The organism is Micromonospora sp. NPDC048905, from assembly GCF_040649655.1.
In the GTDB taxonomy this organism is placed as follows: domain Bacteria; phylum Actinomycetota; class Actinomycetes; order Mycobacteriales; family Micromonosporaceae; genus Micromonospora.
The window spans coordinates 556,472-578,539 of the sequence record NZ_JBEZFV010000003.1 but is presented as its reverse complement, the minus strand read 5'-3'; the positions used below and the strand labels follow the sequence as shown (position 1 = coordinate 578,539).

Annotated in this window: 23 protein-coding genes; 10 read left to right on the top strand and 13 right to left on the bottom strand. The window is 72.2% G+C overall.

The annotated features are described in order from the left end of the window. Positions 1-100 precede the first annotated feature (100 nt). The 3 genes from AB0C01_RS10980 (at position 101) to AB0C01_RS10970 (ending at position 1,896) form a co-directional block, all read left to right on the top strand. On the top strand, positions 101-433 hold the full coding sequence (locus AB0C01_RS10980; RefSeq protein WP_357570921.1) for a hypothetical protein: 333 nt from the start codon (positions 101-103) through the stop codon (positions 431-433). Positions 434-482: 49 nt separating this feature from the next. Then, a complete protein-coding gene (locus AB0C01_RS10975; RefSeq protein ID WP_357253499.1) occupies positions 483-632 on the top strand; it encodes a hypothetical protein in 150 nt (49 codons plus the stop codon). Positions 633-711: 79 nt separating this feature from the next. Then, the gene (locus AB0C01_RS10970; RefSeq protein WP_357570920.1) at positions 712-1,896 is read left to right on the top strand and encodes a pyridoxal phosphate-dependent aminotransferase; all 1,185 of its coding nucleotides are present in this window, start codon (positions 712-714) and stop codon (positions 1,894-1,896) included. 75 nt (positions 1,897-1,971) lie between these two features. On the opposite strand, the gene glmM is transcribed toward AB0C01_RS10970, so the two are convergent. The 9 genes from glmM to AB0C01_RS10925 all read right to left on the bottom strand — a co-directional run bounded on the left by glmM (position 1,972) and on the right by AB0C01_RS10925 (position 8,689). Then, positions 1,972-3,330 carry a phosphoglucosamine mutase gene (gene glmM, locus AB0C01_RS10965; protein ID WP_357253503.1) on the bottom strand — a complete coding sequence of 453 codons (1,359 nt, stop codon included), beginning with the start codon at positions 3,328-3,330 and terminating at the stop codon, positions 1,972-1,974. A 117-nt stretch (positions 3,331-3,447) separates the two neighbouring features. After that, positions 3,448-3,927, bottom strand: coding sequence for a 30S ribosomal protein S9 (gene rpsI, locus AB0C01_RS10960; protein ID WP_357253505.1), 480 nt, complete (start codon positions 3,925-3,927; stop codon positions 3,448-3,450). Positions 3,928-3,947: 20 nt separating this feature from the next. Beyond that, positions 3,948-4,391, bottom strand: a complete 444-nt coding sequence (rplM, locus tag AB0C01_RS10955) for a 50S ribosomal protein L13 (RefSeq protein WP_053653864.1) — start codon at positions 4,389-4,391, stop codon at positions 3,948-3,950. A 209-nt stretch (positions 4,392-4,600) separates the two neighbouring features. Further along, the gene (locus AB0C01_RS10950; protein ID WP_357253508.1) at positions 4,601-5,986 is read right to left on the bottom strand and encodes a nitrate/nitrite transporter; all 1,386 of its coding nucleotides are present in this window, start codon (positions 5,984-5,986) and stop codon (positions 4,601-4,603) included. Positions 5,987-6,115: 129 nt separating this feature from the next. Beyond that, on the bottom strand, positions 6,116-6,409 hold the full coding sequence (locus AB0C01_RS10945) for a hypothetical protein (RefSeq protein ID WP_357253510.1): 294 nt from the start codon (positions 6,407-6,409) through the stop codon (positions 6,116-6,118). Further along, positions 6,399-6,656: a DUF6364 family protein gene (locus AB0C01_RS10940; protein WP_088950199.1), complete on the bottom strand. Its 258-nt coding sequence runs from the start codon at positions 6,654-6,656 to the stop codon at positions 6,399-6,401. The genes AB0C01_RS10945 and AB0C01_RS10940 overlap by 11 nt, the downstream gene beginning before the upstream one ends. Before the next feature lie 90 nt (positions 6,657-6,746). After that, positions 6,747-7,442: a class I SAM-dependent methyltransferase gene (locus AB0C01_RS10935; RefSeq protein WP_357570919.1), complete on the bottom strand. Its 696-nt coding sequence runs from the start codon at positions 7,440-7,442 to the stop codon at positions 6,747-6,749. A 288-nt stretch (positions 7,443-7,730) separates the two neighbouring features. Further along, positions 7,731-7,925, bottom strand: coding sequence for a DUF397 domain-containing protein (locus AB0C01_RS10930; protein WP_357253695.1), 195 nt, complete (start codon positions 7,923-7,925; stop codon positions 7,731-7,733). After that, positions 7,922-8,689 (bottom strand): DUF5753 domain-containing protein, encoded by a 768-nt coding sequence (locus AB0C01_RS10925; RefSeq protein ID WP_357570918.1) that lies wholly within the window; start codon positions 8,687-8,689, stop codon positions 7,922-7,924. Before AB0C01_RS10925 ends, AB0C01_RS10930 begins: the two co-directional genes overlap by 4 nt. A 280-nt stretch (positions 8,690-8,969) precedes the next feature. Here AB0C01_RS10925 and AB0C01_RS10920 point away from each other — a divergent pair, with 280 nt between their 5' ends. From AB0C01_RS10920 to AB0C01_RS10890, 7 genes are all read left to right on the top strand, one after another. Then, positions 8,970-9,290 carry a hypothetical protein gene (locus AB0C01_RS10920; protein ID WP_357570961.1) on the top strand — a complete coding sequence of 107 codons (321 nt, stop codon included), beginning with the start codon at positions 8,970-8,972 and terminating at the stop codon, positions 9,288-9,290. 26 nt (positions 9,291-9,316) lie between these two features. Further along, complete coding sequence (locus AB0C01_RS10915; RefSeq protein WP_357570917.1) at positions 9,317-9,562, top strand: hypothetical protein; 246 nt, start codon at positions 9,317-9,319, stop codon at positions 9,560-9,562. Positions 9,563-9,704: 142 nt separating this feature from the next. After that, complete coding sequence (locus AB0C01_RS10910) at positions 9,705-11,912, top strand: molybdopterin oxidoreductase family protein (protein ID WP_357570916.1); 2,208 nt, start codon at positions 9,705-9,707, stop codon at positions 11,910-11,912. Continuing rightward, positions 11,909-13,348: an FAD-dependent oxidoreductase gene (locus AB0C01_RS10905; RefSeq protein WP_357253520.1), complete on the top strand. Its 1,440-nt coding sequence runs from the start codon at positions 11,909-11,911 to the stop codon at positions 13,346-13,348. The genes AB0C01_RS10910 and AB0C01_RS10905 overlap by 4 nt, the downstream gene beginning before the upstream one ends. Next, the gene (gene nirB, locus AB0C01_RS10900; RefSeq protein WP_357253523.1) at positions 13,345-15,882 is read left to right on the top strand and encodes a nitrite reductase large subunit NirB; all 2,538 of its coding nucleotides are present in this window, start codon (positions 13,345-13,347) and stop codon (positions 15,880-15,882) included. Before AB0C01_RS10905 ends, nirB begins: the two co-directional genes overlap by 4 nt. Then, the gene (gene nirD, locus AB0C01_RS10895) at positions 15,879-16,226 is read left to right on the top strand and encodes a nitrite reductase small subunit NirD (RefSeq protein ID WP_357253525.1); all 348 of its coding nucleotides are present in this window, start codon (positions 15,879-15,881) and stop codon (positions 16,224-16,226) included. The genes nirB and nirD overlap by 4 nt, the downstream gene beginning before the upstream one ends. After that, complete coding sequence (locus AB0C01_RS10890; RefSeq protein WP_357253527.1) at positions 16,226-17,314, top strand: uroporphyrinogen-III synthase; 1,089 nt, start codon at positions 16,226-16,228, stop codon at positions 17,312-17,314. The genes nirD and AB0C01_RS10890 overlap by 1 nt, the downstream gene beginning before the upstream one ends. A gap of 47 nt (positions 17,315-17,361) precedes the next feature. On the opposite strand, the gene AB0C01_RS10885 is transcribed toward AB0C01_RS10890, so the two are convergent. The 4 genes from AB0C01_RS10885 to AB0C01_RS10870 form a co-directional block, all read right to left on the bottom strand. Beyond that, complete coding sequence (locus AB0C01_RS10885) at positions 17,362-17,985, bottom strand: ATP/GTP-binding protein (RefSeq protein WP_357112465.1); 624 nt, start codon at positions 17,983-17,985, stop codon at positions 17,362-17,364. Then, positions 17,966-18,331 carry a DUF742 domain-containing protein gene (locus AB0C01_RS10880; RefSeq protein ID WP_124778091.1) on the bottom strand — a complete coding sequence of 122 codons (366 nt, stop codon included), beginning with the start codon at positions 18,329-18,331 and terminating at the stop codon, positions 17,966-17,968. The genes AB0C01_RS10885 and AB0C01_RS10880 overlap by 20 nt, the downstream gene beginning before the upstream one ends. Positions 18,332-18,420: 89 nt before the next feature. Beyond that, the gene (locus AB0C01_RS10875) at positions 18,421-18,828 is read right to left on the bottom strand and encodes a roadblock/LC7 domain-containing protein (RefSeq protein ID WP_007465177.1); all 408 of its coding nucleotides are present in this window, start codon (positions 18,826-18,828) and stop codon (positions 18,421-18,423) included. Continuing rightward, the gene (locus AB0C01_RS10870; RefSeq protein WP_357570915.1) at positions 18,825-21,947 is read right to left on the bottom strand and encodes a sensor histidine kinase; all 3,123 of its coding nucleotides are present in this window, start codon (positions 21,945-21,947) and stop codon (positions 18,825-18,827) included. Before AB0C01_RS10870 ends, AB0C01_RS10875 begins: the two co-directional genes overlap by 4 nt. Positions 21,948-22,068 lie beyond the last annotated feature (121 nt).

The following is a 22,068-nucleotide window of genomic DNA, read 5'->3' as shown; positions in this document are numbered from 1 at the left end:
CCGCACCGGAGCCGACCCCCTCCGCGCCCCCGCCCGAGCCGACGGCGTCGCCCTCCTCGGCGCCGATCCCGGCCCCCGACCCGCTGGCTCCGGTTCAGCCGTGGGCGCCCCAGGCCCCATGGACACCGTCGCCGTGGTCGCCATCTCCGCCGACCGAGCCCTGGGCGCCGACCCCGCCCGACACCCGGTGGACGCCCCAGCCGCCCGCGGCGCCGTGGACGCCCGACGCACAGACGTCCCCCTGGTCGCCGGCTCCGGCCGACGCCTCCGGCGCGCCGCCGGCCGGATCACCGCCGCCGGGGTGGCCCACGCCGGCCGGATCGCCGCCAGCGGGGTGGCCCCAGCAGCCGGGCCAGCAGCAGTACGCGGGCTGGCCGCCGCCGGGTTATCCGCCGCCGTACGCCTACCCCGGCTATCCACCGGCCGGCGGTAGCTCACCGAGGAACAACGGCCGGGTCATCGGGATCGCCGTCGCTGTCGTCGTGGCGCTGTTCCTGCTCGTCTGTGGCTGCCTCTGCGTGGCTGGTCTGCTGGTCGACACGAACGGTTCCGACCCAGCGGTCGAGGGCCCGTACGTCAATCCCGACGACGACTGGACCGCACCCACCGCCGGACCACCCACTCCCGAGTGACCTGCCTGGTTTGATCATGGAGCACGGTGCGCTCACGTGAGGCTGGGGTTCAGCCACCGGCACCCGTAGGCTGGCGCAGGTGACGAGCACCGATATCGACCCGCTGGTGGCCCGGATGCGGCCGTTCGGCACGACGATCTTCGCCGAGATGTCCGCCCTCGCCGTGCGGACCGGCGCGGTCAACCTCGGCCAGGGCTTCCCCGACACCGACGGCCCTCCGGAGATGCTGGCCGCCGCCGCCGAGGCGCTTCGCGGGGGGCAGAACCAGTACCCGCCCGGCCCGGGGATTCCCGCTCTGCGCGCGGCGGTCGCGGCTCACCAACTGCGGTTCCACGACCTGACGTACGACCCGGACGGCGAGATCGTCATCACCGCCGGCGCGACGGAGGCGGTCGCGGCGAGCATCCTCGCCCTCTGCGAACCGGGCGACGAGGTGGTCTGCTTCGAGCCGTACTACGACTCGTACGCCGCCTCGATCGCGCTTGCCGGCGCGGTCCGGCGGCCGGTGACGCTGCGCCCCGCGGCCGAGGGCCGGTACGCCTTCGACCCGACGGCGCTCCGCGCGGCGTTCGGCCCACGGACCCGGCTGGTGCTGCTCAACTCGCCGCACAACCCGACCGGCAAGGTCTTCACCCCGGCCGAACTGGCGCTGATCGCCGAGCTGTGCCAGGAGTACGACACGTACGCGGTCACCGACGAGGTGTACGAGCACCTGGTCTTCACCGACGCGGCGAATCCGCACGTGCCACTGGCCACCCTGCCCGGGATGTGGGAGCGGACGCTGCGCATCTCGTCGGCCGGCAAGACGTTCTCCTGCACGGGTTGGAAGATCGGCTGGGCGAGCGGCCCGGCGGCGCTGGTCTCGGCGGTGCTGCGGGTGAAGCAGTTCCTCACCTACGTCAACGCGGCCCCGCTGCAACCGGCGGTCGCCGTGGCGCTGGCCCTGCCGGACGACTACTACACCGGCTTCCGGGACGGCCTCCAGCAGCGGCGGGACCAGCTCGTCGGCGGTCTCACCGACGCTGGGTTCGAGGTGCTCGACTCGGAGGGGACATACTTCGTCACCGCCGACATCACCGCCCTCGGCGGCTCCGACGGGGTGGAGTTCTGCCGCTCGCTGCCGGAGCGTTGCGGCGTGGTGGCCGTGCCGACGCAGGTCTTCTACGACGACGTCGAGGCGGGCCGACGGTTGGTCCGGTTCGCGTTCTGCAAGCGCCCAGAGGTGCTGACCGAGGCGGTCAACCGGCTGCGCGCTCTGCGCTGATCCGGCGGCCCCGGCTGTGCCGGAGGCTGTGGAGCTGCTGTCGTGAACGATTCAGCTCCACAGCGTCCGACTGACCTACGACGCGGCGGGGCTGGCGGTGCGGACCAGTTCGGCGATCCGCTCGGCGACGTCGCGCGCGGTCTGCTCGGTGGCGGCCTCGACCATCACCCGGACCAGCGGCTCGGTGCCCGACGGGCGCAGCAGCACCCGCCCGGTCTCACCCAGCTCCGCCTCGGCCCGCTCGACCTCGGCGCGGACGGCCGGTGCGGCGGCGCCGACGGTCCGGTCGCCGACCGGCACGTTGATCAGCACCTGGGGCAGTTTGGTGACCACCGAGGCCAGCTCGGCGAGGGACTGGCCGGTGGCGGCCATCCGGGCCATCAGGTGCAGGCCGGTGAGCACTCCGTCGCCGGTGGTGGCATGCGCCGGCATGACGATGTGACCGCTCTGCTCACCGCCGAGCGCCAGCCCGGAGGCGCGCAGGGCCTCCAGGACGTACCGGTCGCCGACCTTGGTCTCGATCAGCCGGATGCCCTGTGCGGACATGGCCAACCGTAGGCCGAGGTTGCTCATCACGGTCGCGACCAGGGTGTCCTGGGTGAGCGTGCCGGCATCCCTCATGGCCAGCGCGAGGATCGCCATCACCTGGTCGCCGTCGACCTCGTCGCCGTCGGCGCTGACCGCCACGATCCGGTCGGCGTCGCCGTCGTGGGCGATGCCCAGGTGGGCGCCGTGCTGGACCACGGCCTCGCGCAGCGCCTCGATGTGGTTGGAGCCGCACTCGTCGTTGATGTTCAGGCCGTTCGGTTCGGCGTGGATCGCGACGACCTCCGCGCCGGCTTCCCGGTAGGCGACCGGGGCGACCTCGGCGGCAGCGCCGTTGGCGCAGTCGACCACGACCTTGATCCCGTCCAGCCGGTGCGGCACGGCTCCGACCAGGTGCTGGACGTAGTGGTCGGCACCGTCGAGCAGGTCGTGCACCCGGCCGATGCCGGCGCCGGTCGGCCGGTCCCAGGCGGTGGTGGCGTTGGCCTCCACGGCGGCCTCGATCTTCATCTCGATCTCGTCGGGCAGCTTGTGCCCGCCGGCGGCGAAGAGCTTGATGCCGTTGTCGGGCATCGGGTTGTGCGACGCGGAGAGCACCACGCCGAGGTCGGCCTTGGCCTCGGCGGTGAGGAACGCCACCGCGGGGGTGGGCAGCACGCCGACCCGCACCACGTTGGCACCGGCGCTGGTCAGGCCGGCGACCACGGCGGCCTCCAGCATCTCGCCACTGGCCCGGGTGTCCCGGCCGACGACGGCCAGCGGCGGGTGGCTGCGGTCCGTCTCGGCGAGCGTGTGCGCGGCGGCCACCGCGAGCGCCAGTGCCAGTTCCGGGGTGAGATCCGCGTTTGCCCGCCCGCGTACGCCGTCCGTGCCGAACAACCGACCCATACCCGCCAACCTCCGTGGTGCGCTGCCGATGTGGAGAAAGCGAAACGGCCGGCCGCCTCCCCCGAGTCGGGGGAGGCGAACCGGCCGTCCGTCAGAAGTACAACGCGCTGGAAAAGATCAGCGCTTCGAGTACTGGGGAGCCTTACGGGCCTTCTTGAGGCCGTACTTCTTGCTCTCCTTGACCCGGGCGTCCCGGGTGAGGAAGCCGGCCTTCTTCAGGGCCGGGCGGTCGTCCGGCTCGTTGATGATCAACGCGCGGGCGATGCCCAGCCGGAGCGCACCGGCCTGGCCGGTGGTGCCGCCGCCACGCAGGTTGGCGATGACGTCGAACGCCTCAAGCTTCTCGGCGGTGACCAGCGGGTCCTTGATGAGCTGCTGGTGCACCTTGCTCGGGAAGTACGCCTCGAGGTCCTGGCCGTTGCAGGTGATCTTGCCGGTGCCCGGGACGATGCGGACCCGGACGATGGCCTCCTTGCGGCGGCCCACGGTCTGGATCGGCCGGTCACCACGAGGCGCGCGGGCGACGGGCGCCGGTGCCTCGGTGGCCTCGGGGGTTTCCGGGGCGACGGCGACCTCGGTCTCGATGATGTCGGTCATGCTGCTTCCTTCGCCCGCGCTCACTGCGCGATCTGCTTGATCTCGAACGGCACCGGCTGCTGCGCGAGGTGCGGGTGCTCGGCACCGGCGTACACCTTCAGCTTCTTGATCAGCTGACGGCCGAGCTTGTTGTGCGGGAGCATCCCCTTCACAGCCAGCTCGATGGCCCGCTCGGGGCGCTTGGTCAGCAGCTCGTCATAGCCGATCTGCTTCAGACCACCCGGGTATCCGGAGTGGCGGTAAGCAACCTTGGTCTGACGCTTGTTGCCGGTCAACGCAACCTTGCCCGCGTTCACGATGACGACAAAGTCGCCCGTGTCGACGTGCGGCGCGAAAGTCGGCTTGTGCTTACCACGCAGCAACGTGGCGGCGTGGGTGGCCAGGCGGCCCAGCACGACATCAGAGGCGTCGATGACGTGCCACTGACGCTCGATCTCACCCGGCTTCGGGCTGTACGTACGCACAGGTCTACCTTGTCTCGTCGTCGGTCTGGGGTCGCGCGCCGAGGTGACCAGATCTAGCAGGCCGGACCAGCGCGCACGAACGACCAAGCGTACCTGATAGGGCACGCCTCTGGATGTCGTACAACAGCAGGCAACGATACCCGGCGCGGTGTCCGCAGGTCAAAACGGGGGTGCCGTTCCGCACGGCGACGCGCCGGGGGTGGCCCAGCTCACACGCCGGCGAGCCGATCGGCGGCGCCCGGACGGCGGTAGACCACCCAGGTGACCGCGAAGCAGAGGGCGTACCAGCCGATGAAGGCCAGGTAGGCGGCGTCGGCGTTACCGGAGCTGAGGAACGACTGGCGGAACGCGACGTTGACCAGCACCCCACCGGAGGCGCCGATCGCGCCCGCGATGCCGATCAACGCGCCGGTCATCCGCCGCGCCCAGCGGGCGGCGGCCTCCGGATCGCGGCGACCGTCGGCCACCGCGTCCGCCGCCCGGGCCCGGAAGATCGCCGGGATCATCTTGTACGTGGAGCCGTTGCCGATGCCGGAGAACACGAAGAGGGCGATGAACCCGGCCAGGTAGAGCCCGAACGAGCGCTCCCGGGCCGCGTACAGCACGATGCCCGCGCCGGCCGCCATCGCGACGAAGTTCCAGAAGGTCACCCGGGATCCGCCCAGCCGGTCGGCGAGGTGCCCGCCCAGCGGCCGGATCAGCGAGCCGACAAGCGGGCCGAGGAAGGTCAGCCAGGCGGCGTCGACCGGGGTGGGGAACCGCTCGGCGAACTGGAGTTGGAGCACCTGACCGAAGGCGAACCCGAACCCGATGAACGACCCGAAGGTGCCGATGTAGAGCAGCGACATGACCCAGGTGTGCGGGTCGCGGGCCGCCTCACGCAGCGCTCCCGGCTCGTTGCGCGCCCCGGGCACGGTGTCCAACCAGCGGGCCGCGGCCAGCGCGGCCAGCACGATCAGCGGCAGGTAGACCGCCGGGACCAACCGGGGGTACGCGGCACCGGCGGTGGCGAGGACCGCCAGCCCGACCAGCTGCACCGCGGGTACGCCGAGGTTGCCGCCGCCGGCGTTGAGCCCGAGGGCCCGTCCCTTGAGCCGCTGCGGGTAGAACAGGTTGATGTTCGCCATCGAGGAGGCGAAGTTGCCGCCACCGACGCCGGTGAGGCAGGCGAGCACCATCAGGGTGGAGTAGGAGACCCCGGGTTCCAGCAACACCGTCATCGGCACCGTGGGCACCAGCAGCAGCAGGGCGCTGATGATCGTCCAGCGTCGCCCGCCGAACCGGGCCACCGCCAGCGTGTACGGCAGCCGCAGCACCGCCCCCAACGCCGCCGGTACGGCGGTGAGCAGGAACTTTCCGGCCGGGTCGATGCCGTACGCGGGGCCGAGGAAGAGCACGGTCACCGACCAGAGGCTCCACACCGAGAAGCCGACGTGCTCGGCGAAGATCGAGACCCAGAGGTTGCGCCGGGCGATCGGCGCGCCCGTCGCCTCCCAGAAGTCGGGGTCCTCGGGACGCCAGTCGTCGAGCCGGCGCCCACGCGCGGTGGCGGCCGGCTTCGCGGCGGTGACTGCGGTGCTGGTGAGCGTGCTCACGGCGGCTCCTTCTCGTCGGTGTGACGAGGAGAAACGCTAGGAACGCCTGATTACCTGGCAGTGCCCGTCCTGGGTCGGCCGGGAAACGGGGATCGCACCACGGGCCGGCGGCGGTGGTGAGGTCGGTGCTCAGAGCTGTTGCAGGATGCGCAGCGCGCGGCCGACCCGGAGCATCGTGTCGGTGTCGGCGACGTCCACGCAGCCGGTGAACCACTTCTTCATCGGCGAGGAGATGCGGTCGGGCATCACCACGTACCGGCCCATCGACACGGCGAGCGGCGAGTCGCGCAGCAGTGACTCCTCGACCACCTCGACCACGATCACGATGGGCACGTCGGTGGAGTTGTAGACGTCCGAGCTGACCACCAGACCGAGGCGTTCCCGGGCGCCCTCGATGCGCCAGACCTCTCCCCTACGCAGCACGCGGTCGTCCGCCGGAGAGCAGGTCGTTGACCATGCCCACCTCGCGGGCGTCGGCGAGAGCGGCGGACTCCAGGTCCAGGCCGGCGCGGCCCACGGCGGCGGCGTGCGCGGTGAAGACCTCGCGCAGCGCCTTCTCGCGGGCGGCCTGGTCCATCCACGCGGAGAGCGACAACCCCTCGCGCTTGGCGAACCGTCGCGCCTCCTCGATCGTCTCGTCGGTAAACGACAGAGTCACCTTGGCAGTCATGCCGCTGAGACTACCCAGCGGTATGACCACCAGTCACCCCGGCGGCGACCGGCTCGCGTACCGGCGTCGAAACGCCCATTCCGGCGACTGTCACCGAACCCGACCACCGAACACCGCGAAGCGCCACTCCTTGAAGTAACAGTCGACGTCGACCAGGCCGGCCTCGGCGAGCCAGCGACACTGGTCGGCCACGGTCGCCGGCCGGTCGTGGCGCATCCGGCCCCGGGAACCGGAGATCTCCTCGGGGGACGCGCCCAGTTCGGTGATCTGCTCCATCCACACCTCGTCATAGCGCCGCTCCAGCTCCGGGGTCGGGCCGGCGACCTGCTCGGCGTTGACGAACACCCCGCCCGGCGCCAGCGCGGCGGCGGCCCGCCGGTAGAGCGCCCGCTTGCCGGCGTCGTCCAGGTGGTGGATGGCCAGTGCGCTGACCACCGCGTCGTACCGGCCGGGCGGCAGCTCGTCGGACAGGTCGGCCCGCACCGACCGGTGCGGCACGGACCGGTCGCGCAGTTGCTCGGTGGCGCGGGCGAGCATCGCCGGCGCCCCGTCGACAAGGGTCAGCCGGACTCCGGGCACCGCCGTGGCCAACAGCAGCGAGAGCAGGCCGGTGCCCGCCCCGAGATCCAACACCTCGGGAGTACGACCGGCCGCCAGCGCCGCGCGCAGCGGCGGCGTAGCCACCTGGACGGCGGTGCCGTAGAAGGCGTCGAAGCAGGGGATCAGCCGCCGACGCTCCTCGTCGTAGGTGCCGGCCACAGCGTCGAAGACGTCCGTCACGCTCATCGCTAGCTCCCAAACTTTGAGACAGGCATCCCATATTATAGGCGCACCACACCAGGCAGCGACACTGATGCCGTCAGCGATCCAGCTCCCAAGGCTTCGGCTCACACCTCCCGCCGCACGCGAAGCCACCGCGGCTTCCGCAGCAGTGGAACCGGCGCTGCGGGCGGTCCAGGTGGTCGGTCTGGCTACGCCTGCGCTGCCTGGCGGGGTGGTCGACCGCGGACACGCGAGAGGCCCCCGGCGATTTCCTTGGATTCCAGGAGCCGGGGGCCGTTCGTGCTGCGTTGGTTAGCCGACGGGGCCGATCGCCTTCGCCAGGTCGACGAAGCCAGCCCATGCCGCCGGTCCGAAGGTCAGCGTCCCGCCGTCGCGGTCTTTGGTGTCACGGACGAGCACGACGCCGGGGAGGTTGCCGGCAACCTCGACGCAGTTACCGCCGTTGCTGCCGCTGCGGGTGCTCTTGCGCCACTGCACGCCGGTCATGTCCATGCTGCCGCCGCTTTCCTGACGAGATCGAGAGACTGCGCCCTGGGTAGGGCATCGCCAACTATGCGCGCCCACCTTCGTCCAAGGGTAGCAATTTCCGTCGTTTCGTCGATGATCTGAGCTCTGACCTGGCCGTCCACATGCGCAACCTGCGCGCCGTCAGGCATCTCGGCCATGGTGAACGGCCCGCCGAGGCCGAGATACATCGGCGTGTCAGCCGGTACGACGTGCACCTGCACATGCGGCAATGCGGCGCACGTCGCGATGTGTTCGCACTGCTCGCGCATCAGCGCGGCGCTGCGCCCGGCCCGTCGCCGTAGCACTGCCTCGTCGAGCACGGCGACGACCAGCGGCGGGCGAGGGCGGTGCAGGATCGCGTGTCGCAGCATCCGCGCGGACACCCGGTCCTCGATCTCTTCAGAGGTCAGCGATTCCATGGCGAGCGTCGCCCGCGCGTACGCCTCGGTCTGAAGGAGGCCGGGCACCCATGCCAGCTCGAACCACCGCAACGCGACCGCCTCGCGCTCGATGTCGATCCACGGCCGGAACCATGCTGGTTCCCGTCGAATGAGGACGTCCGGCCAGAGGTCGCCCACCTCCCGGCCGAGCAATCTGGCGACCTCCACGCGATGCCGGCCGCGCGGGATGCGTCCTGGATTGGCCCACCGCGCGGCAGTCTTCGGATCGACCCCGACCTGACCAGCGAGACTCTCGGCGGTCTCCCCGACCTCGGCCATAGCCGCGATGAGTACCTGATTCACTCCTAATCCCTCCTCGACGTCCCGAACGTCCCAGAGGAATGTTGCTACGGAGTGTATGCGTCCCACAACCCTGAGAGAGGCTGCGCTGTAGACGGCGCGGCCGGTAGGGAGCACGGAACCCGGCGGACGCGTTCGTATCGGGGCCGCCCTTGGCCTGCCACAGATCTTGGACAGTTTCCGTTACGCGAGATCGGAAACTGTCCAAGATCTCCACGAGCGAGCAGGCATGGGGCGGTCCCTTCCCACGTGACGACGAGGAGAGAGCGCCGTGCCGGACGAGCTGCCCGATCGGAAACCCCAGTCGACGCCCCACCTACGGAAGCCGCACACGGGTGACGTCCTGCACCTGACCCGCGCCGCGAGTGTTCAGTTCCTGCGCCCGATCTTCGTACGCGTGATTCGGGTCCTCGACTGGCCGACGTACGACGGCTGGTTGTGGATTGACGGTTACGAGCTGACCGCGAACGGCGACGCGGTCGCACGCCGGTCCCTGTTCGTGATGCTCGCGGGCCTGATCTGGCCGGACCCGCCCGCCCCGGCAGCCCGTCGTCGGCCAACCACGCGCACGCGCGTGAAGGGCGGTTCGGTGAGGGTCGGATGACCCGCCGTCCTCGCCCACACCATCCGATGCGTCCGGCGTGGCTCTGCCGTAACTGCGCCGCCCCCTGGCCGTGCGCACCGGCTCAGCTTCACCTCGCGACCGAGTTCTACGGCCATTCGATCGCCCTGGCGTTCTATCTGGCAGCGAACATGCATGACGCGGTCGACGACCTGTACTCCCTCGGCGTTCGTCCTGACCCACGAGCACTTCACGCCCGGTTCCTGGGCTGGCTGTCCCTGACCCGCCGACCACACCGCGCCAACGTGCGCTGACCGTGAGGTGAAGGCCGCCACCGCCGCGCCGACACCACCCATCCGCCACGTCCACTGCCCCCGTGCGGTGTGAGCCCCACTTGACAGGACCGAAACAGAAGGGACCCGGACTGGAAACTGCCCGGCGGCACGCTTTGCCGACATGACAGACGGTGCATGGTCCGCGACTCGACCGGGGCGCACACCCCGGCAGGTGGCGACGCACTGTCCGTACTGCGCGCTTCAGTGCGGCATGGTGCTACGCGAGGACGACTCCGGGGTGACGGTCCACCCCCGCCAGTTCCCCACGAACCGAGGCGGGCTCTGCCAGAAGGGTTGGACCGCCGCCGAACTGCTCGACCACCCGGAGCGGCTGACCACTCCCCTGGTGCGCGACCCCGCCACCGGTGCGCTGCGCCCGGCGAGCTGGGACGTCGCCCTCGATCGGATCGTCGACGGCATCCGCGCCGTCCAGGACGACGCAGGCCGGGACGCGGTCGCCGTCTTCGGTGGCGGCGGCCTGACCAACGAGAAGGCGTACGCGCTGGGGAAGTTCGCCCGGATCGGGCTGCGCACCCGACACATCGACTACAACGGACGGTTCTGCATGTCCTCGGCGGCCGCCGCCGGGATGCGTGCCTTCGGCATCGACCGAGGGCTGCCGTTCCCCCTCTCCGACCTGGGCCGGGCCGACACGCTGCTGCTGGTCGGCGCGAACCCGGCGGAGACCATGCCGCCGCTGGTCCGCTGGCTCACCGAGCAACGCGGCAACGGAGGCCAACTGATCGTCGTCGACCCCCGGGTCACCGCCACCGCCCGTCAGGCCGACCTGCACCTGCAACCACTGCCCGGCACCGACCTCGCGGTGGCCAACGCACTGCTGCACATCGCGCTCACCGAGGGTTGGGTCGACCGGGCGTACGTGGCCGACCGCACCTCCGGCTTCGAGGCGGTCCGCCGCAGCGTCGCCGCCTGGTGGCCGGCCCGCGCGGAGCAGCTCTCCGGAGTGCCGGTGGCCGACCTGGAGGCGACCGCCCGCGCGCTCGGCACCGGCGGCCGGGTGATCATCCTTACCGCTCGTGGCGCCGAGCAGCACGCCAAGGGAGTGGACACGGTCACCGCGTACGTCAATCTCGCCCTCGCCCTGGGCCTGCCCGGCCGCGACGGTTCGGGGTACGGCTGCCTCACCGGCCAGGGCAACGGCCAGGGCGGTCGGGAGCACGGGCAGAAGGCCGACCAACTCCCCGGCTATCGCAAGATCGACGACCCGGTGGCCCGCGAACACGTGGCCGGTGTCTGGGGGGTGCCGGCCGACGAGTTGCCCGGCCCGGGTGTGCCGGCCTACCAACTGCTCGACTCGCTCGGCACACCGGACGGCCCCCGCGCCCTGCTGGTGTTCGGTTCGAACCCGGTGATCTCCGCTCCCCGGGCGGCGCGGATCGAGAGCCGGCTGCGCGACCTCGACCTGCTGGTCGTCGCCGACCTGCTGCTCTCCGAGACGGCCGCGCTGGCGGACGTGGTGCTGCCCACGGCGCAGTGGGCCGAGGAGGACGGCACCATGACCAACCTGGAGGGTCGGGTGCTGCGCCGGCGCGCGCTCCGCCCGCCCCCGGCGGACGTCCGGACCGACCTGGCCATCATCTCCGCCCTCGCGGCGAGGCTGGCCGCCGCCGAGGCACCCGTCACCGCCGCCGTCGCCGCCACCGGCGCGTTCGGCACCGAACCAGCGGGAGTCGAGCCGGACACCTCGCTACCGAGTGCCCGTGCGGCGGCGCGATTCCCGGCCGACCCGGCCGCCGTGTTCGCCGAGTTGCGCCGCGCCTCGGCAGGCGGGGCCGCCGACTACGCCGGCATCAGCTGGGCCCGGATCGACGCCGCCGACGGCGTCTACTGGCCCTGCCCGACCGAGGACGGGCCGGACACCCCACGGCTCTTCGCCGACCGGTTCGCCACCCCGGACGGCCGAGCCCGGTTCCACCCCGTCGACCACCGGCCGGCCGCCGAGGAGGTCAGCGCCGCGTACCCGCTGCACTTCACCACCGGCCGGGTGCTGGCTCAGTACCAGTCCGGCACCCAGACCCGCCGGGTGGCCGCGCTACGCCGCGCTGCCGGTGAGGCATTCGTCGAGCTGCACCCCGACCTGGCCGCCCGGCTCGGCGTGGATGACGGAGACCCGGTGCGGGTCACCTCGCGCCGGGGTGAGTTGTGCGCCCCGGCCCGGCTCAGCGCCGGGATCCGACCGGACACGGTGTTCGCCCCGTTCCACTACGCCGGGGCCGGGCGGGCCAACTCGGTGACGAACGACGCGGTGGACCCGATCTCCGGGATGCCCGAGTTCAAGATCTGCGCGGTCCGGGTGGAGAAGGCATGACCGCCCGGGTGGTCATCGTCGGCAACGGGATGGCGGGTGCTCGCCTCGCCGGCGAGCTGCACGCCCGGGAGGGCGACCGGAAGGTCACCGTGCTCGGGGCGGAACCGCACCGGGCGTACAACCGGATCATGCTCTCCACCCTGCTGGCCGGCCGGGTCGACGAGCCGGACGTGGAGCTGACCGAGGCCGCCGGGCACGGTATCGACCTGCGCACCGGCGTACCGGTGACCGGGGTCGACCGGTCCGCCCGGGAGGTCCACACCGCCGACGGCGAACGCATCGGCTACGACCACCTGGTGCTGGCCACCGGGGCGCGGGCGGTGGTGCCGCCACTGCCCGGCCTCGACTCGGCCGACCTGCCGGAGCGGGTGGTCCCCTTCCGGACCCTGGACGACTGTCGACGGATCCTCGCCGCGGCCGACGGAGCGCGCAGCGCGCTGGTGCTCGGCGGTGGCCTGCTCGGGTTGGAGGCCGCCCGCGGTCTTGCCACCCGAGGGCTCAGCACCACCGTGGTGCACCCACGCGGGCACCTGATGGAACGGCAGCTCGACCCGGCGGCCGGTGCGGTGCTCGCCGGCACGCTCGCCGGTCTCGGCGTCACCAGCCACCTGGCGGTGCCGGCGGTCGGCGTGGCCACCGATGCCACCGGTGTACGCCTCGACCTGGCCGACGGCCAGACGCTGCACGCCGACCTGCTGGTGCTCTCCTGCGGTGTACGCCCGGACACCGCCCTCGCGCAGGCGGCCGGGCTGAGCGTCGGCCGTGGCGTGATCGTGGACGACCGGCTCCGTACCAGCGACCGGGCCATCTCGGCGATCGGCGACTGCGCCGAACACGACGGTGTGCTCACCGGGCTGGTCGCCCCCGCCTGGGCCCAGGCCCGGGTGCTCGCCGACGTGCTGACCGGGACGGACCCGCTGGCCCGGTACCGGCCCCGGCCGGTGGTGACCCGGCTCAAGGCCGCCGGGATCGACCTGGCCTCGATGGGCGACCCGGTGGGCGGCGGGCCGGGTGAGGAGCTGACCTTCACCGATCCGAGCCGGGGCACGTACGCCCGGCTGCGGATCAAGGATGAGCGACTGGTCGGCGCGATCCTGCTCGGCGACAACCCGGCCGTCGGCACGGTGATCCAGCTCTTCGACCGCGGCCACCCGGTGCCCACCGACCGGCGGGCGCTCCTGCTGGGCCGGGCACTCGGCACGGTTGCCGCGGCACCGGCCGCGTCACCGGCACTGATGCCGGACGGGGTCACGGTCTGTCAGTGCAACTCGGTGAGCAAGGGCGCGCTGGTGCGCAGTTGGCGCTCCGGGGCCCGAACGGTCGACGCGGTGGTGGCCGCGACCCGGGCCGGCACCGGTTGTGGCGGTTGCCGCGACGCGGTGGGCGGCATCGTCGATTGGCTGAGCCAAGCGGAATCGGTGGAGGTGACGCGATGAACGGCGGCGAACTGGTCGTCATCGGCAACGGCATGGTCGGGCAGCGTTTCGTCGACGCGCTGCGCGCCCGCGACCCGCAGGGGTGCTGGCGGGTGACCGTGCTGGCCGAGGAGGGGCGTCCGGCGTACGACCGGGTGCGGCTCTCGGCGTACTTCGACGGGGTGAGCGAGGACGAGCTCAACGTGCACACCCCACACGAGGGGGTGCGGCTGCGCCTCGGTGAGCCGGTCACCGCCCTCGACCGGGAGCGGCAGGTGGTGACCACCGCCGTGGGCGAGTACCACTACGACGCGCTGGTGCTGGCCACCGGGTCGTACCCGTTCGTGCCGCCGGTGCCCGGCGCCGACCTGCCCGGCGTCTTCGTCTACCGCACCCTGGACGATCTGGCGGCGATCCGGGAGTACGCGCGGGGCCGGCGGGTCGGCGCGGTGATCGGCGGCGGGCTGCTCGGCCTGGAGGCGGCGAACGCCCTGCGGCTGCTCGGCCTGAGCACCGACGTGGTCGAGTTCGCGCCCCGGCTGATGCCGGTGCAGGTGGACCAGGCCGGCGGTGCGATGCTCCGCCGCTACGTCGACGACCTCGGCGTCCGTACCCATCTCGGGGTGGCCACCACGGCGATCCGGTCCGGCCCGGACGGCGCGGTCGCCGCGCTGGAACTGTCCGACGGCAACGCGGTCGACGCCGAGCTGGTGGTGGTGGCCGCCGGCATCCGGCCACGCGACGAGCTGGCCCGGACGGCCGGTCTGCCGGTGGGTCCGCGCGGTGGGGTGCTTGTCGACGAGACGTGCCGCAGCGCCGACGAGCGGATCTGGGCGGTCGGTGAGTGCGCGGCTGTCGACGGCACCTGCCACGGCCTGGTCGCACCCGGGTACGCGACGGCCGAGGTGGTGGCCGACCGGCTGGTCGGTGGCGCGGCGACGTTCCCGGGCGCGGACACCGCCACGAAACTCAAGCTGCTCGGCGTCGACGTGGCCTCGTTCGGTGACGCGCACGGCACGACCCCGGGCTGCCTGGACGTCACGTTCACCGACCCGGCCACCCGCGTCTACGCGAAGCTGGTCCTCTCCGACGACGCGCACACCCTGCTCGGCGGGGTGCTGGTCGGCGATGCCAGCGCGTACCCGACGCTGCGGGCCAGCGTGGGTGGTCCACTGCCGGCCGCGCCCCTGGCGTTGCTCGCGCCGGAGGGCGGCGGCGCGGACGCCGGCGCGTTGCCCGCCACCGCCCAGGTCTGCTCCTGCAACGCGGTGACGCGGGGCGACGTGGACGCCGCCATCGCCGACGGCTGCGCTGACGTGCCGGCGTTGAAGGCGTGCACCAGGGCCGGCACCAGTTGCGGCTCCTGCGTGCCGATGCTCAAGCAGCTCCTGGACGCGGCCGGGGTGGTGCAGTCCACTGCGCTCTGCGAGCACTTCGACGTCAGCCGGCGAGAGCTGTTCGAGATCGTCCGCGTACGCGGCATCCGCACCTTCTCCCAGCTCATCGCCGAGCACGGCCGGGGGCGCGGCTGCGACATCTGCAAGCCGGTGGTGGCGTCGATCCTCGCGTCGCTGGGCAGCGGGCACGTGCTCGACGGTGAGCAGGCGTCGTTGCAGGACACCAACGACCACTTCCTGGCCAACCTGCAACGCGACGGCAGCTACTCGGTGGTGCCCCGGATTCCGGGCGGTGAGATCACCCCGGAGAAGCTGATCGTGATCGGTGAGGTGGCCCGGGACTTCCGGCTCTACACCAAGATCACCGGTGGGCAGCGGATCGACCTGTTCGGGGCGCGGGTGGAGCAGTTGCCGCAGATCTGGCAGCGGCTGGTGGACGCGGGCTTCGAGTCCGGCCACGCGTACGGCAAGGCGCTGCGAACCGTGAAGTCCTGCGTGGGCGAGACCTGGTGCCGGTACGGGGTGCAGGACTCGGTGGGGTTGGCCGTGGCGCTGGAGTTGCGCTATCGCGGGCTGCGCGCGCCCCACAAGATCAAGTCAGCGGTCTCCGGTTGTGCCCGCGAGTGCGCCGAGGCCCGCAGCAAGGACTTCGGCATCATCGCCACCGAGACCGGCTGGAACCTCTACGTCGGCGGCAACGGCGGCTTCCGGCCCCGGCACGCCGACCTGTTCGCCACCGATCTGTCGACAGAAACCCTGATCACGCTGATCGACAGGTTCCTCATCTACTACATCCGCACCGCCGACCGACTGCAACGCACCGCCGGCTGGATCGAGGCGATGGACGGCGGCCTGGACCACCTGCGCGCGGTGATCGTGGACGACTCGCTGGGGCTCTGCGCCGAGCTGGACGCGACGATGGCCCGACACGTGGCGACGTACTCCGACGAGTGGCGCGACGTGCTCGACGACCCGGATCGGCTGCGCCGCTACACCTCCTTCGTCAACGCCCCCGACGTGCCCGACCCGTCGATCACCTTCGGTCGCGAACGCGGCCAGCCGGTGCCCGTACGCGACCAAACCCCGACCGGATCCGAGCCGACGAACGGTCGCCGTCGGCAACCGGTCACCCTCGGCCTACCGGAGGTACGGCGATGACCCAGACCATCACGCTGACCTGGACCCCCGTCTGTCTCCTCGACCGGTTGGAACCGGACCGGGGCGTCGCCGCCCTGGTCGACGGGGTGCAGGTCGCCCTGTTCCGAACCACGGACGGGCTGTTCGCGATCGACAACCGCGATCCGGTCTCCGGGGCGTACGTGCTGTCGCGGGGCATCGTGGGCAGCCGCGGCGGGGTGCCGACGGTCGCCTCGCCCCTGCACAAGCAGGTGTACGACCTGCGCAGCGGCGACTGTCTCGACCTGCCGGAGGTGACCGTGCGGCGGCACGACGTGCGCTGCCGCGACGGGCTGGTCGAGGTGCGGCTGCGACAGGAGGGTTGATGCGGGAAGAATTGGCGGGCTTCACCATCGGGGTGACCGCCGACCGGCGGCGCGACGAGTTGGCGGCGCTGCTCGAGCGGCGGGGCGCCCGGGTGGTGCTCGCCCCCGCGCTGCGGATCGTGCCGCTGTCCGACGACACCGAGCTGCGCGAGGCGACCCGCGCCTGCCTCAACCAGCCGCCGGACATCCTGATGGCCAACACCGGCATCGGCATGCGCGGGTGGCTGGAGGCGGCCGAGGGCTGGGGGCTGGCCGAGCCGCTGCGCTCGGTGCTGGCCAGCTCGTACGTGGTGGCCCGCGGCCCGAAGGCACGCGGTGCGATTCGTGCGGCCGGGCTGCACGACCAGTGGTCGCCGGTCTCGGAGAGCTGCGACGAGGTCGTCGACCACCTGCGCCGGCGCGGCGTGGCCGGGCAGGTGATCGCCATGCAGCTGCACGGTGAGCGGCAGCCCGACTGCACGCTCGCGCTGGAGGCGGCCGGCGCAACGGTGATCGAGGTGCCGGTCTACCGGTGGGCGCCGCCGACCGACCCGGCGCCGCTGCACCGGTTGATCGACCTGATCACCGGCCGGTTGGTGGACGCGGTGACCTTCACCTCGGCACCCGCGGTGGAGGCCCTCCTCCGGGCGGCCGGGGACCGTAGCGACGCGGTGTTGTCCGCGTTGCGCGGTGACGTCCTGGCCAGTTGCGTCGGCGCGGTGACCGCCGAGCCGCTGCTGCGCCACGGAGTGCCGGTGAGCGCGCCGGCCCGGGCCCGGCTGGGCGCGCTGGTGCGGACCATCGTCGACGAGCTGCCCCGCAGGACCATGACGTTCAAGGCCGGTGGGCACCTGCTCACCCTGCGCGGGCACGCCGCCGTGATCGACGGCGAGTTGCGGCCGCTCGCCCCCGCCCCGATGGCGGTGTTACGGGCACTCGCCCAGTCTCCCGGCCGGGTGCTGTCCCGCACGGCACTGCTGCGGACGCTGCCCCGGGGCGCGGACGAGCACGCGGTGGAGATGGCGGTGGCCCGCCTCCGGGCCGGCCTACGCGCGCCGCGCGTGGTGCAGACCATCGTGAAGCGCGGCTACCGGCTCCGGGTCGACTAGGGCGTGTGTCACGGCCGGCCGGTGTGCGCCGGCCGTGACGCGACGCATCAGCCGACCGGCGTGGGGAAGCCCCGCCCGTGCTCGGACTGGAGCCGCAGCATCGCGTGCTCGACGACCGTCACCAGCACCTGCTTGACCGAGTCCCGGTGCCGGGCGTCGGTCATCACCAACGGCACCTGCGGTGAGATGGCCAGCGCCTCGCGGACCTCCTCCAGCTCGTACTGGGGAGCGCCGTCGAACCGGTTCAGCGCCACCACGTACGGCAGGTTGCGGTTCTCGAAGTAGTCGAGCGGGGCGAACGCGTCGGTGATCCGGCGCGTGTCCACGAGCACGGCGGCACCGACCGCACCTCGGATGATCTCGTCCCACATGAACCAGAACCGGGTCTGACCGGGTGTACCGAAGAGGTACAGGATCAGGTCCTGGGCCATCGTGATCCGGCCGAAGTCCATGGCGACCGTGGTGGTCTCCTTGCCCGGGACCTTGGACGGATCGTCGATGCCGACACCTGCCGCGGTCATCAACGCCTCGGTGGTCAGCGGTGTGATCTCGGAGATCGCCCCGACCAGTGTCGTCTTGCCGACGCCGAAGCCGCCCGCGACGACGATCTTCGCGGAGACGATTCCCCGGCCTGGCCGCCCCCCAGCGGGGTCATAGCCTGCGAAGTCCACTTAGCACCCTTCCAAGCAGTTCCATCCGCTCCTCGAACCCCTCGGCGGGAGCAGCAGTGTGTAACGTCAGCAGGCTCTCGGCCACCATGTCGGCGACCAACACCCGGGCGACGCCAAGCGGCATCCGGGTGTACGCGGCGATCTCCGCCAGCGACTGTGCTCGGCCCTCACAGACCGTGGCGATGCGGTGCTTGTCGTGCCCGGCGAAGCGGGACTCGGCGACCTGAGTGAGAGACGCGGTGAGGACTGCCTCGAGGGCGATGTCCTGACGAGGTTCGGTCCGACCACGGGTGACCGCGTACGGACGCACCAGTGCGCCGCGCGGGTCAGCGCGTCGTTGGTCCATCCCTGATCACCTCCTCGTTACCGGTGGAGCCGGTGTGTGCCGCCTCCCGTCCCTGACTCGGCGCCTGGTCCGAGCGCCGCCCCGTGGTGCTACGAGCGGACTGCGTCCCGCGGCAGCGGCACCAGCGCGGCACCCACCCGCTCGACCAGCAGCGCCATCTCGTAACCGACCTGGCCCACGTCGCAACTGCGCGCGGCCAGCACGGCCATCGACGAACCGTCGCTGATCGACATCAGGAAGAGGTACCCGCTGTCCATCTCGATGACTGTCTGCAACACCCCACCCGCGCTGAACATCCGGGCAGCGCCCTCGGTCAGGCTCACCACACCGGAGGTGATCGCGGCGAGCTGGTCGGCCCGGTCCCCCGGCAGATCCCGGGAGGACGCGAGCAGGAGCCCGTCGGCGGACACCGCCACCACGTGGGCGATGCCCGCCACGCTGTCGGCGAAGTTGGTGAGCAGCCAACCCATGTCCTGCATGGCAGCTGGCCTGTTCATCGGCTCTCCTTGGTCGAGGTGCTGTTCAGGTCCGTTCCGGCCGTCCGACCACGTTGTACACCGCGGTGGTAGGCCGACAACAGACCGCGTACTTCATCGGGGGTCCGCCGGCTGCGGTCCCGTCCGCTCTTTTGTTCGATGCCACCCGGCACGAGCTGCGCCTGCGGCACCCGCTTGGGCAGGCCCGAGCGGGTGGTCCCGGCCGGAGCCGGCTCGGCGGCCCGGCTGGCCCGGGACCAGCCCTCGTCCGCGGCCGTCCGCCAGGCGTTCGGGTCCACGGGCGGAGCGGCGGGTGCGACGGGAGGTGCGGGAGGGGCCGGCCGGGCGGCCGGCGGCGAGGTGTACGACGGCGGCGTCGCCGGCACACCGGTGGTCGCGCCACCCCGGCCCGAGGAGCCCGGCGCGGTGGCGCTGTCGGTGTTGGAGCTGCCCGGCGTGCGGGTCGGCAGGGGCGGTCGGGCCGGTGCCCTGGTCGGCGCGGGGGCGGCGCTCGGCTGAGCGCGCGGTCCCGCGTCGGCCGGAGGCGCGGTGGCGGGCGGTGGCGGCTCGTCGAACGTGGGCCGGGTGAAGATCGCGGTGGCGTCGTCGCCGTGCGACCGGAACCAGACCGCCTCCATCTCCCGGAAGATCGGCGCCTCGGCGGGGAACTCGGGCCGGGTGCTGACCGGTGCGGCGGGCACCGACGGCGCGGGAGGCGGTGCCACCGCGCCGGCGCCGGCAACCGGCCCGACCGGCAGACCCGGTGCGTTGCGGCCGTCGGCGGCGTCCGCGGTCGAGCCGCGCCGGGGCAGCGGGTCGATCGTCGGGTAGGCCACCGTCGGGCCGCCCGACGAGGCGGCCGCGCTCGTGCTGTACGCGGGTCGCGCCGGTGGGACCGGGGTGACAGGTGCCGGGGCGGGCGCGGGCGGCGCCGTCGGGCGGGCAGCGCCGTAGCCGCCCGCCTGTACGGCCGGGGTGGTGTCCCGCGACTCCAGCGGCGACTGCCACTGGGCGGGGGCCGGCGTGCTGGTGCGCCACTGGTCGGGCAGCGTCGCCGCCGAGGTCGCGGCACCGGCGAACTGTTCGGTGTGACCGGCCGGGGTGAGCGGCGTCTGTTCCACGGCCATGGGCTGACGCGGCCGGGTGAGCACCTGCTCGCGGCCTCGGTTGCTGGGCAGCACCACGGTGGCGGCGGGCAACGTCACCTGGGCGACGGTGCCACCCTCGACGTTGCGGCGCAGCTCCACCCGGATGCCGTAGCGGGAGGCGAGCCGACTGACCACGGCCAGACCCATCAGCCGGAACGCGGCGACGTCGACGCTCGGCGGGGCGGCCAGCCGACGGTTGAGCGAGTCGAGCTGCTCGTCGGTGAGGCCGAGCCCGCGGTCCTCGATCTGGATCAGGACGTAGTCGCGGATCCGGCGGCCGTCGGCGACCACCGTGGTGTTCGGCGGTGAGAAGCGGGTGGCGTTGTCGAGCAGTTCGGCGACGAGACGGACCACGTCGTTGACGGCGTGGGCGGCGACCGAGATGTCGGTGTCCACCGTCCCGAACTCGATGCGGTTGTACAGCTCCACCTCGGACTGGGCGGCGCGCAGCACGTCCACGACCAGCGCGTCGTCGCGACGCGGCACGGCGGAGTCGGCGCCGGCCAGGACCAGCAGGTTCTCGTCGTTGCGGCGCATTCGGGTGGCCAGGTGGTCGAGCTCGAAGAGCTGCGCGAGCCGCTTCGGGTCCTCCTCGCCGCGCTCGATCGCGTCCAGCTCGCCGATCATCCGGTCGACCAGGGTCTGACTGCGGCGGGCCAGGTTGAGGAACATCGCCGAGACGCTGGTACGCAGCGCGGCCTGCTCGGCGGCGACGCGCACCGCCTCCCGGTGGACGACGTTGAAGGCCAACGCCACCTGGCCGACCTCGTCGCGGCTGTTGAGCTGGATCGGGTCCCGAACCTGGCGGACGATCTCGTCCACCCCGCCGTCGCCCACGCTGCCCATGTTCTGCAGCCGCCGCACCGCGTCGGGCAGGTCGTGGTTGGCCACCGAGAGGGCGCCCTCACGCAGCCGGCGCAGCGAATGGTTGAGCGAGCGGGCCAGCACCACGGCCAGCGACACGGCGATGATCAGGGTCAGCAGCACCAGGATCGACTCGATCACGGCCTGGCGGATGACATCCGACTGCGCCTCGTCGGCCTCCTGGAGCAGTCGGTCCTGCAGTTGGATCTCGGCCCAGCGCATCAGGTCGTTCACGGCGCCGATGGCGGCGGTGGCGTCCTGTGCGGTGACCAGCGGGCGCTGTCCGACCGACCGGGTGATGTCGTTGGCGACCCGGTCGGCCAGGCCGACCGCGTCACCGGAGACGGTGCTGTCGACCAGGGCACGCTGCACCGGGTCGGCGGCCAGCGAGAAGGAGACCAGGGCCTCCTGCTGGCTGGTCAGCGTGGCCACGAAGGAGGAGAACTGCTCCGAGTCGAGTTGGCCCGCCGTCAGCGCGGTGAACGCGACCGCCTCCTCCTCGGCGACGGAAGCCTTGGCGCGGGCGAAGGCGGCGACCGCGCGGCGGCTGTCCGCCAGACTCTCGTCACCGGGCAGCTGGGCCAGCCCGTCGCCGTAGCCGACCAGGTCGGTGAGGATGACGCCGTAGCGGAGGACGGCCTCGGCCACCGCCATCTGCCGACGGTCCAGCACCTTCTGCCGGGTGACGTCCAGAGTGGTCAGGTGGTCGTCGATGGCGGTCAGCCGGTCCCGCAGGGCCGCCGGCACTCCGCCGACCCGGCCCCGCTCGGCGCGGTACTCGTCCACCTGCTGCTGCGTCTGGCGGACCCGCAGGTTGTACGCGTCGGCCGGCTGCTGCGGATTGGCCAGGTAGGCCGCCGCGGCCATTCGCTCGGCCTGGAGGTCCTGGGTCAGCGCGCTGACGTCGACGGCGAGGGCCGTCAGTGCCCGGGCGCGGGTGGCGTCGAAGGCACCCTCGCCGACGGAGACCAACCGGACCGTGGCCAGCGCGATCACGGCCGCCACCGGGACGACCAGGATCATCGCCAGTTTGGACCGGATCCGGGTGTCCCGCAGCCTCGGCACTCGCCGGGGCGTACGCCCAGCGCTGTCACCGAGCGCGGGCAGGGTCGTCGGTCCGGTGCTCACGACATCGCCTCCGTCGTTTCTTCCCCGCCTGACCCACCGAGCCATGCCGTAAGCGGAGGGGACCACGCGCGGCACGGCCGCGATTTCATCAGAGAAGATCGGGTTTGGGAAGCCGCAGTGA

Excerpts from the sequence above, each read along its gene's own strand:
- glmM (WP_357253503.1), bottom strand. The coding sequence starts at position 3,330 with ATGGGTCGGTTGTTCGGCACGGACGGCGTACGCGGGCGGGCAAACGCG.
- rpsI (WP_357253505.1), bottom strand. The coding sequence starts at position 3,927 with ATGACCGACATCATCGAGACCGAGGTCGCCGTCGCCCCGGAAACCCCC.
- AB0C01_RS10940 (WP_088950199.1), bottom strand. The coding sequence starts at position 6,656 with ATGACTGCCAAGGTGACTCTGTCGTTTACCGACGAGACGATCGAGGAG.
- AB0C01_RS10935 (WP_357570919.1), bottom strand. The coding sequence starts at position 7,442 with ATGAGCGTGACGGACGTCTTCGACGCTGTGGCCGGCACCTACGACGAG.
- AB0C01_RS10930 (WP_357253695.1), bottom strand. The coding sequence starts at position 7,925 with ATGACCGGCGTGCAGTGGCGCAAGAGCACCCGCAGCGGCAGCAACGGC.
- AB0C01_RS10915 (WP_357570917.1), top strand. The coding sequence starts at position 9,317 with ATGCGTCCGGCGTGGCTCTGCCGTAACTGCGCCGCCCCCTGGCCGTGC.
- AB0C01_RS10910 (WP_357570916.1), top strand. The coding sequence starts at position 9,705 with ATGACAGACGGTGCATGGTCCGCGACTCGACCGGGGCGCACACCCCGG.
- AB0C01_RS10905 (WP_357253520.1), top strand. The coding sequence starts at position 11,909 with ATGACCGCCCGGGTGGTCATCGTCGGCAACGGGATGGCGGGTGCTCGC.
- nirB (WP_357253523.1), top strand. The coding sequence starts at position 13,345 with ATGAACGGCGGCGAACTGGTCGTCATCGGCAACGGCATGGTCGGGCAG.
- nirD (WP_357253525.1), top strand. The coding sequence starts at position 15,879 with ATGACCCAGACCATCACGCTGACCTGGACCCCCGTCTGTCTCCTCGAC.
- AB0C01_RS10890 (WP_357253527.1), top strand. The coding sequence starts at position 16,226 with ATGCGGGAAGAATTGGCGGGCTTCACCATCGGGGTGACCGCCGACCGG.
- AB0C01_RS10880 (WP_124778091.1), bottom strand. The coding sequence starts at position 18,331 with ATGGACCAACGACGCGCTGACCCGCGCGGCGCACTGGTGCGTCCGTAC.
- AB0C01_RS10875 (WP_007465177.1), bottom strand. The coding sequence starts at position 18,828 with ATGAACAGGCCAGCTGCCATGCAGGACATGGGTTGGCTGCTCACCAAC.